The sequence below is a fragment of the Propionibacterium acidifaciens DSM 21887 genome, assembly GCF_000426605.1.
Lineage (GTDB): Bacteria > Actinomycetota > Actinomycetes > Propionibacteriales > Propionibacteriaceae > Propionibacterium > Propionibacterium acidifaciens.
The window spans coordinates 1-8951 of record NZ_AUFR01000053.1; the positions used below are offsets into that span (position 1 = coordinate 1).

At 69.2% G+C, this 8951-nt stretch carries 4 protein-coding genes; all 4 read left to right on the plus strand.

The window, feature by feature from the left end:
- Positions 1–634: DUF4411 family protein (locus tag K336_RS18050; protein ID WP_211223510.1), on the plus strand; the 634-nt coding region annotated here is incomplete at its 5' end.
- A 194-nt stretch (positions 635–828) separates the two neighbouring features.
- The gene (locus tag K336_RS17230; protein ID WP_081660831.1) at positions 829–1503 is read left to right on the plus strand and encodes a DUF4241 domain-containing protein; all 675 of its coding nucleotides are present in this window, start codon (positions 829–831) and stop codon (positions 1501–1503) included.
- Between the two features lie 187 nt (positions 1504–1690).
- The gene (gene drmD, locus K336_RS0111950) at positions 1691–4915 is read left to right on the plus strand and encodes a DISARM system SNF2-like helicase DrmD (protein WP_051245772.1); all 3225 of its coding nucleotides are present in this window, start codon (positions 1691–1693) and stop codon (positions 4913–4915) included.
- Positions 4912–8739 (plus strand): Eco57I restriction-modification methylase domain-containing protein, encoded by a 3828-nt coding sequence (locus tag K336_RS16345; RefSeq protein ID WP_043151037.1) that lies wholly within the window; start codon positions 4912–4914, stop codon positions 8737–8739. Before drmD ends, K336_RS16345 begins: the two co-directional genes overlap by 4 nt.
- The last annotated feature ends 212 nt before the right edge of the window (positions 8740–8951 follow it).

Here is an 8951-nt window from a genome sequence, read left to right on the forward strand (position 1 = left end):
CGATTCCGACTCCTTCAGAGGCGTACAGGATCGCTTCTGCTTTCATCCGAACCAGCACATGATTGTCGGAACGCTTCTTCCACCTGATCAGGACGGCGGTTTCTTCCGGGGTGACCTCAACCTGCATGCTCCAATCATATTCGAAACAGCACAGGAAATCCACGAAAAATACGGTTTCGTTTCATGTCAGCCATACGCCTTCGACATCGCCCCGGGATTCTGGCGCTGGTTGGAGAACGCCCACAGTCGAGGCGTCGCATGCAGCATCGAGAGGGTCCGAGAAGAACTACTCGAAAAAGATGACGAGCTCTCCGACTGGTCACGAGACCATCGTGATTTTTTCTTTCCCCTGGATGGCAGGACTGCACAGGTTTTCTCGAAGCTGTCTGCCTGGGCTCAGTCTCAGGACTTCACTGACGATGCGCTGAATGCTTTCGCTGCAGGTACGGCCGACTTCATGCTCGTTGCTCATGCGAGTGCCCATTCCTGTACCGTCGTCACCCACGAGAAGGCGGGGACTGGTTCGCGCAAGCGGGTGAAGATCCCCGATGCGTGTGTGGCCCTTGACGTCCCATGCGTCGATACCTTCGACATGCTCCGCAAAGAACGCGCCTCGCTTGAGCTTGGGCCGTGATGTTAGATCCTGACCCTTGATGTGGATCCCGCTCGCAGCGGCAACGACGTCACGTCACGTCGGACCCGACAACTGATCGGCGGCCGAGATCGCCATGACGGTCCGACCCCACCCGCCCGTGATGCGTCGAAGGCCCCACCCGGCCCGCCACAGCGCCACCTGCGTGCGGCAACGCTCCCAGTAGTATTCGGACCATGCCTGATCTCGACTTCTACGCCCTCGTCTCCGGGCCGGTGCCAAGCCCTTTCGAGGACGGTTTTTACTACCCCGCCGGGTCAGTCGGGCTCACCGTGACTGACCTGGGGATGCTGCGGGTGCCCTCGGGGCGCCTGGAGGCCTGTGACCCCTTCGTCACCCTTGGTAATGGTCCGTTCTTCGCCGTCGAGCCGGGCGACTACCCGGTGCGGGTCACGGTCGCCGACGTCTCTCCGACGCAGGACGGCGCGCACCTGCGCGAGGCATACCTGTCCGTCATCCTCGCAGACGGCGAGGCCGCCTCCGTCGAGGAGGCCCAGACGGCGGACGGCAGGAAGTCAGGCGTTTTCGTGGACGCAGGAACGGTCGGTTTCGTCGACCATGACGCCGTCGCCACCGCCATGCCGCCCGATGACCTCGAGTGGGACTGTGAGGTCTTTGAATCCGAAGAGCCCGACTCGTGGTTCGATCTCCTGTACGACCCCGAGTACTACCGTGAAGGCTCGGCCAACATCGTCATGCCGCTCGCCTCGAACGGGGAGAACGTCGTGATCTCGAACTCCGGCTGGGGCGACGGCGTCTATCCGGTCGTGCTCACCCGCGACGCCGCGGGCGCGCCGCTGGGGCTGCACATCGACCTCGGGGTTGTGGGCAGCTTTCCCGAGCCGCAGTGACACTGAGGCCTGCGGTCTTGTGCGGGGCCTCGGCAGCCGGCCACCGAGGTGGTGACGCCCCGTGCACCAACCCCTCGATACGCTTCGCTTCGTCCGCGTCACGCTTGAGCCTGCGCCGTGATGCCGGAGCCTTCCGATAGGGTGACCTCGTCGCAGGGCGACTGTGCGAACCAAGCCAAGGGATGCGATGACCACCGAACAGCTCAACACGTTCACGCCCACAGGGTCTGCCTCCGTGCCAGAACCCGGCCAGGTCGTCCAGGTCCGTGGCGCCACCTGGGCGGTCACCGACGTCCGGGAGCAGGGCCTGCCGCGCAGCCCCGCCGACGAGTCGCGTGCCGGCCTCGAACACTTGGTGATGCTCCAGTCGCTCGCCGAGGACCGCATGGGCGAGGAGCTCACCGTCGTCTGGGAACTCGAGGTTGGCAACTCGATCGTCTCCGACCGCGGCCTGCCCGAGGTGATCGGCGCGGACTCCTTCGATGATCCCGACATCCTCGGCGCCTTCGTCGACGCGGTGCGCTGGGGCGCGGTGACCTCCGCCGACCCGAGGGCCTTCCAGGCGCCCTTTCGCTCGGGCGCCACCCTGGAGCCCTACCAGCTCGAGCCGCTGCGCCGCGCCCTGGAGGCTCCGCGCGCCAACCTGCTGCTCGCCGACGACGTCGGCCTCGGCAAGACGATCGAAGCGGGCCTGGTCATCGAGGAGTTGCTGCTGCGTCACCGGGCCCGCTCGGTCATCATCGTGTGCCCGCCGAGCCTGGCCCAGAAGTGGCGCGACGAGATGCGTGAGAAGTTCGGTCTGGAGTTCGTCATCGTCGACTCGGCCAGGATCGCCGCCGACCGGCGCACCTACGGGCTGGCCGCCAACCCGCTGCGCCTGTACCCGCGGGTCATCGTGTCCATGGCGTGGCTGCCGGGCGTGCGCGCCCAGCGGCTGCTGCGCGAGGTGCTGGCCGACGCCGGCAGGGCTGGGTCGGCGCGCCGCTACGCCTTCGACGTCCTCGTGGTGGACGAGGCCCACCACGTCGCACCGGCTGCCCCCACCGCCGTCGGCGGCGGGCGCGGCTACGCCGTCGACTCCCAGCGCACCCGCGCCCTGCGGCGCCTGGCTGACAAGTGCGAGCACCGGCTCTTCTTGTCCGCCACCCCGCACAACGGCTACACCGAGTCGTTCACCGCACTGCTCGAGATGATCGACCCGCGCCGCTTCGCCCGCGGCGCCGAGATCGACCGGACGGCCCTCGACGAGGTCACCGTGCGGCGCCTGAAGTCCGACGTCGAGGGGCGAGAGTTCCAGCGCCGCGAGATGAGGGTTCTGCCGTACGAGACATCCCCCGACGAGGAGGAGGCCTACGCCAGGCTCGACGCGCTGCTACGCGCCTCAGGCCGCGAGCAGGGCCGGAGCAGCCTCGACATCGCCGCCCTGCTCCTCAAGAAACGCTTCCTGTCCAGCCCGTGGGCCTTCGCTCAGACGCTCGGCAACTACTTGACCGTCCCGGTGGCCCCGGGCGAGACCTTCTACGACATCGACGACTACTACGCGGAGGTCATGGGCTCCGGCCAGTCCGACGAGGAGGAGGGCCAGCCCGAACAGCCCGAGACCGACACGCTGCTCGCCACCCGCACCGGTACTGCGCTCAGCGCCGCCACCCGGGGCGACCTCGAAGAACTGGAGGCCTGGGCGCGCGGCTACGAGGCGCGGGCCAACACGCGCCTGCAGGCACTCATCGACTGGCTCGACGCCATCTGCCGCCCCGACGGGGGAACCTGGACGAATGAACGGGTCGTCGTCTTCACCGAGTACGCCGACACCCTCCACTGGATCACCACCGTGCTCGGCTCGCAGGGCTACGACCGGGACCGGCTCGCCGCCATCCAGGGCTCCACACCATCCGAGGAGCGCGAGCGCATCAGGGCCCGGTTCAACGCCGACCCCGCCCAGGAGCCGGTGCGGGTGCTCGTCGCCACCGACGCCGCCGGCGAGGGCATCGACCTGCAGACCCACTGCCACCGCCTGGTGAACTTCGACGTGCCCTTCAACCCGTCCCGCCTGGAGCAGCGCATCGGCCGCATCGACCGTTACGGGCAGCGGTACGCCCCTGAAGTCCACTACCTCGTGCCCGGGCGGGGGTCTCCCGGCCTCTGGTCCGGTGAACTCGACTTCCTGAACCGCCTGGTCGAGAAGATCACCACCGAGACCCAGGACCTCGGCGCCCTCAACCCGCTCATCGACGAGCAGATCACCGAACGCCTCCTGCACCGCCAGGCCCGGCGCCGCGCCGCCGCGACACCTGACCAGCAGGCGGTCAACGAGGTGCTGGCCGGCAGTCGACGACTCAGCCGCAGTCTCACCGAACTGGGCCGCCGCTACACCGAGCGCAAGGAGCAGATGCACCTGACCCCGCAGGCCGGGCGGCGGGTGGTCGACACGGCGCTGCGCCTGACCAGCCAGCCGGCACTGGAGCAGGTCGAACCGCGCGCCGAGGTGCTGGAACTGGAGGAGCCCGGCGACGTGCCGGACTCCTCCAGCGACCCTGAAACTTTCAGGGTTCCCTCTCTGGACCACTCATGGGACGGCGCCGTTCAGGGCCTCGCGACCCTGCTCCACCCCGACCGGCCTCGCCCCGTCAGCTTCGACGAGCGGGCGGCCGGTGTCCCGGGCATCGTCCACGTCCACCTCGGCCATCCGCTCATGCGCAAGGCCACCCGCACGCTGCGCGCCAACCTGTTCAGCCCCCAGTCGGCCGTCAACCGCGTCACCGCCGTCGTCATGCTCGGCCTCGACGAGACCTACGCGGTGTCGGTGTCGCGACTCGTCCTCGTCGGCCGCGGCGGCCTGCGCCTGCACGAGCAGGTCTTCGTCACCGGCGTCCGGCTGCGCGGCAGCCGAGTCGCTGAGGACCGACTGACGAGGATCCTCGACCGCGTACTCGACCCCGATGAGTTCGCACTCGCCTCGCCCGCGGTGCGCGACCGGCTCGTCACCGACTGGCAGGCCAACGGCGCCCATCTGCGTACTCGTCTCGAGGAGGAGACCCGACGCCGCGCCGACCGGCTGCAGGGCATGGTCCACGACCGGCTCCACGACCGGCAGCAGGCCGACACCGGCCGAGTGCACGGCATCTACGAGGCCTTCCGCACCAACCTGACCGAGTCACTGGAGCGGATGCGCGCCGAGGACCAGACCAACCAGGACATGCTCGCCGCCTGGCTCGACGAGCAACGCGCCCAGCGCGAGCGCGACATGCGCGCCATAGCCGACCGGCTGGCCGTCCTCGACGCCGAGGAACGCCGCGAGGCCGATGCCGTGGCCCGCCGCTACGAGGACGTGCGGCCCTTCATCGCCTCGGTAGGACTCGTCTTCGCCGTGTCCGAGCAGGACGCCGCCGCATGGGAGGGGAAGGGCCGATGAACCGGCGGAGGAGCAGTGCCCGTGATGGGAGCGGCCGAGCGGGGAACGGCACGCGCCCGGTTGCCCAGACGCACCGCGAGTGGCTCGAACTGGTCGACGCCGAGGGTCCGTTCCTGTCCGTGCCCGTCATGACCGAGCTGTACCCGCAGGGCATGCGGACTCTCGACCGCGGCCCGAAGGAGGTCCTGCGCCGTGCCAAGCAGGCCTTCGACGCCGCCTGGGACGCCTGGGACCTGGCACAGGACAAGGGCCTGGAGCTGCAGGCGTACCGCCGGGCCCGCGACGCCTGGGTGCGCACGGTGCTCACCGAGGTCATCGGCTGGGGCCCGCACTACGTGTCCGCCGCCGACCGCCCCGTGCTCGCCGAGAGCCACCGGGCCCGCAGCGACGGCATCCACCCGGTCACCGTCACCCCGACCGGCGCGCTCGTCCGCGACACCGGCGGCACCACGACGGTCGGCGCCCTCGTGCTCGTCGTCGACCCGGTTGCCTCGCTGCGCGAGCTGTGCGACGACGGCTGGGCCGCCAGCCCCATCGACCGGATGGGCGCCATGCTGCGCGCCCCGGAGTCGACCTGCTCGATCGGCGTGGTCACCGACGGCCGCTGGTGGGCGCTGGTGAGCGCTCCGCGCGGTGCGGCGACCGCCTCCGGCGTGGTGGACGCCCAGACCTGGATCGAGGAGCCGGACACCCGCAACGCCTTCATGACCCTGTTGGGTGTGCGGCACCTGCTCGGCGGCAAACCCGGCGAGCTCGGCGGCAAACCCGGCGAGCGCCTGCCCCAGCTGTTCGCCGGCTCCGTGCTGGCCGCCGAGGAGGTCACCGAGGCGCTGGGCACCCAGGTGCGGCGGGCCGTCGAACTGGTCGTCTCCGCGGTCTCGCAGTCGGCCACCGCCGCCGTGCGCGGCGGGCGCCCCAGCCCGCTGCCCGATGACGCGGGCGAGGTCTACGAGGCGGTCGTCACCGTCATGATGCGCGTCGTCTTCCTGCTCTTCGCCGAGGAACGCGGCCTGCTGCCCACCCAGGACCTCTACCGCAGCGGCTACGGCCTGGCCGGGGTCCTGGACGGGCTGGAGGCCCGCGCCCGCGACGAGGGCGAGGAGCCGATGGACGGCACCTACTTCGTGTGGCACCGGCTGCTGGCCACCTCGGGCGCCCTGTTCGGCGGCGCCACCTGGGAGGACGTGCGCATGCCCGCCTACGGCGGCTCCCTGTTCGACCCCGCCAGGTTCGGTTTCCTCACCGCCACCGGCCCCGACGGCGCACTGGCCGTGCGCGTCTCCGACCGGGTCATGCTCCACGTGCTGCGCGCCGTGCAGATCGCGCACACCGGGAAGGAGGCCCGGCGGGTGTCCTTCCGCGACATCGACGTGGAGCAGATCGGCTACATCTACGAGGGCCTGCTCGGCTACACCTGCCGCCGCAGCGACCAGGTGGTGCTCGGCCTGAACGGCAAGGACGGCAACGAGCCCGAGGTGCCGCTCGACGTGCTCGAGGACCTGGCCGAGGACCATGTCGACGACGCCGGCCTCGCCGCCGCCATCCGCGACTGGGTCAAGACCGACCAGCCGTCCGCCGAACCGCAGGGCAAATCGGCTCTGGCCAAGGCGCTCGCGGCCGGGGACACCATGACGGACGCCGAACGCGCCCTGCTCGACGTCACCCACGACGCCGGGCTGCGCGAGCGACTGAAACCGTGGATCGGCGCCATCCGCCGCGACCTGCGCGGACGCCCCGTGGTGATCCAGCCCGGCGAACTACTGGTGGTCGAAACCCCATCGCGGCGCGACGCCGGCGCCCACTACACGCCCCACGCCCTGGCCGAGGACGTGGTGACCCACGCCCTGGAACCCCTCGTCTACAGCCCGGGCCCGCACCAGAGCGAGGACCGCTCCCAGTGGCAGCCCGTCGCCTCCGACGCGATCCTGCGCCTGCGCGTGGCCGACATCGCCTGCGGCTCCGGCGCCTTCCTCGTCGCCGCCGCCCGCTACCTGGCCAGACGGCTGGTGGAGGCCTGGGACCGCGAGGGAGAGGCCGGGCGCCGGGGCGAGCCACCGGAGGAGGTGGAGCGCCACGCCCTGCGCGAGGTGGTGGCCCACTGCCTCTACGGCGTCGACATCAACCCGATGGCCGTCGAGATGTGCAAGCTCTCGCTGTGGCTCGTCTCCCTCGACCCCCATCTGCCGTTCAGCTTCGTCGACGACAAGGTGTTCGTCGGCAACTCCCTGCTCGGCATCACGAGCCTCGACCAGCTGCGCGCCCTGCACATCGACCCGGCCGCCGCCCAGAGCAGGCTCTTCGACCTGGACGCCACCGGCGCCGTGGTGCCGGAACTCGACGTGGGAGCGATCCTCACCGAGGTCACCGACCGCCGCCGCCAGCTCGCCTCCGAGGTGAACAACGACGACCCGGCCCGCTCCACCACCGCCAAGCGGCGTCTCAACCGCGTCAACGACGAACGGCTCGCCACCCTCAACCGGCTCGCCGACGCCGTCATCGCCGCCGGCCTCGACCCGGCGGTGGCCGGCAAGCCCGGCAGGCGACTCAACGAGGCCTACGAGAACCTCGCCACGGCAGCGGCCAGTGCCTACCCGGCGGCAGGGGACGGCGACCCTGCCGAGCTGGAGGCGATCCTGGCGCGCGGCCTGACCCCGACGGTGCGCACCGACTACGAGCGCTGGCGGTGCCTGCACTGGCCACTGGCCGTCCCCGAGGTCACCGAGCGCGGTGGTTTCGACGCCATCGTGGGTAATCCGCCGTTCCTGGGTGGGCAGCGGCTCACGGGAACCATGGGCACGAATCTGCGCGACTGGTTCGTGCATGTGCTTGCCGATGGGAAACGCGGAAGTGCGGATCTTGTCGCTTACTTCTTCCTGCGCGCCCACGCCCTGCTGAATCCACGCGGCACGCTGGGGCTCATCGCCACCAACACCGTGGCTCAGGGCGACACCCGTGAGGTCGGGCTCGATCAGCTGGCGACGGCCGGTTTCACCATCACCCGGGCGGTGCAGTCGCGCTCTTGGCCCTCCAGCAGCGCCAACCTGGAGTATGCCGCCGTCTGGGGCACTCGCGCCCAAGTGGCGCCGCAGGTGCGGGCGGTGACCAGCGGGGACCAGGACGTGCTGGTGCCACGGATCAGCACCCTGCTGGAACCGGCCGGACGCGTGGAGGGCAAACCGGAGCGCCTGGCCGAGAACGCGGGCATTGCCTTCCAAGGGTGCATCGTGTTGGGCAAGGGCTTCATTCTGGAGCCGGAGGAGGCGCAGGCCTGGATCGCGGAGGACCCGCACAATGCCGAGGTGCTCTTCCCCTACCTCAACGGCGAGGACCTCAACTCCCGCCCCGACTGCTCCGCCTCCCGCTGGGTGATCGACTTCAACGTGAGGAGCGAGGCAGAGGCGCGCATGTATGCGTTGCCCTACGCGCGGCTACTTGAACGGGTGCAACCGGAACGGGCTCGTAATAAGCGTAAGCCTCGCCGTGATTATTGGTGGCGATTTGCGGAAAATGCGCCCGCCATGCGGGAGGCGATTGCCGGGCTTGACGAAGTATTTGCAATTGCGCAGGTTAGCCGGACGCTCATGCCCGCCCGTCTTCCCAATACGGGAGTGTTCGATGCGAAGCTCATTGTGTTTGCACTGAACTCGTACTCATCTCAGGCAGTGCTCTCATCTTCGGTGCACCAAATATGGGCGATCAAATACGGCACGACGATGCGTACGGATCCAACGAAGCTTATTCATAGGGATGATCTAAGCTGTTGTCGATGGTTTCGTGGAGGCGTGTCGCAGAAGACGAAGGGCGGCCTGCCCCGAGATAATTAATGCGTGACAAGAAACTATCAAGGAACAGGCCGCAGGCCCCATGCTATCACACGACTGACCCGAACCCAGATGCACGACCTGTGCCGGAGAATCCACGCGGCAACCGGCGGTGATCTGCCGTCGGCCGGTTCACGGCGGCTCGGCCCCCACCAGAGCGTCCGGCTCGTTCTGGCCAGTCTGCGTCACAATCTTGAACAGGAGCTCCTCGCTGA

Excerpts from the sequence above, each read along its gene's own strand:
- K336_RS16345 (WP_043151037.1), top strand. The coding sequence starts at position 4,912 with ATGAACCGGCGGAGGAGCAGTGCCCGTGATGGGAGCGGCCGAGCGGGG.
- K336_RS17230 (WP_081660831.1), top strand. The coding sequence starts at position 829 with ATGCCTGATCTCGACTTCTACGCCCTCGTCTCCGGGCCGGTGCCAAGC.
- drmD (WP_051245772.1), top strand. The coding sequence starts at position 1,691 with ATGACCACCGAACAGCTCAACACGTTCACGCCCACAGGGTCTGCCTCC.